Raw genomic sequence first — 229 nt, forward strand, 5'->3', positions numbered from 1 at the left:
TTGCGATTATAGCCACGCTGCCTAAGATTCGAAGAGTGCCCGCCAGCCGGGCGTTTTTCGAGGAATCAGCATGAGCATCGTTTATCCGCGCAGTTTTTCCCACATCGGTCTTTCGGTGACCGATCTCGACGCCGCCGTGAAGTTCTACACGGAGGTCATGGGCTGGTATCTGATCATGCCGCCCACCACCATCGAGGAGGATGAGAGCGCCATCGGCGTGATGTGCACG

At 57.2% G+C, this 229-nt stretch carries 1 protein-coding gene; it reads left to right on the forward strand.

Annotated features, from left to right (window positions below; genetic code table 11):
- Positions 1-70: 70 nt before the first annotated feature.
- On the forward strand, positions 71-229 hold a 159-nt coding region (locus tag SB751_RS36020; RefSeq protein WP_410749729.1), incomplete at its 3' end, for a VOC family protein.

It is taken from the genome of Cupriavidus sp. SIMBA_020, assembly GCF_046535395.1.
In the GTDB taxonomy this organism is placed as follows: Bacteria; Pseudomonadota; Gammaproteobacteria; order Burkholderiales; family Burkholderiaceae; genus Cupriavidus; species Cupriavidus campinensis.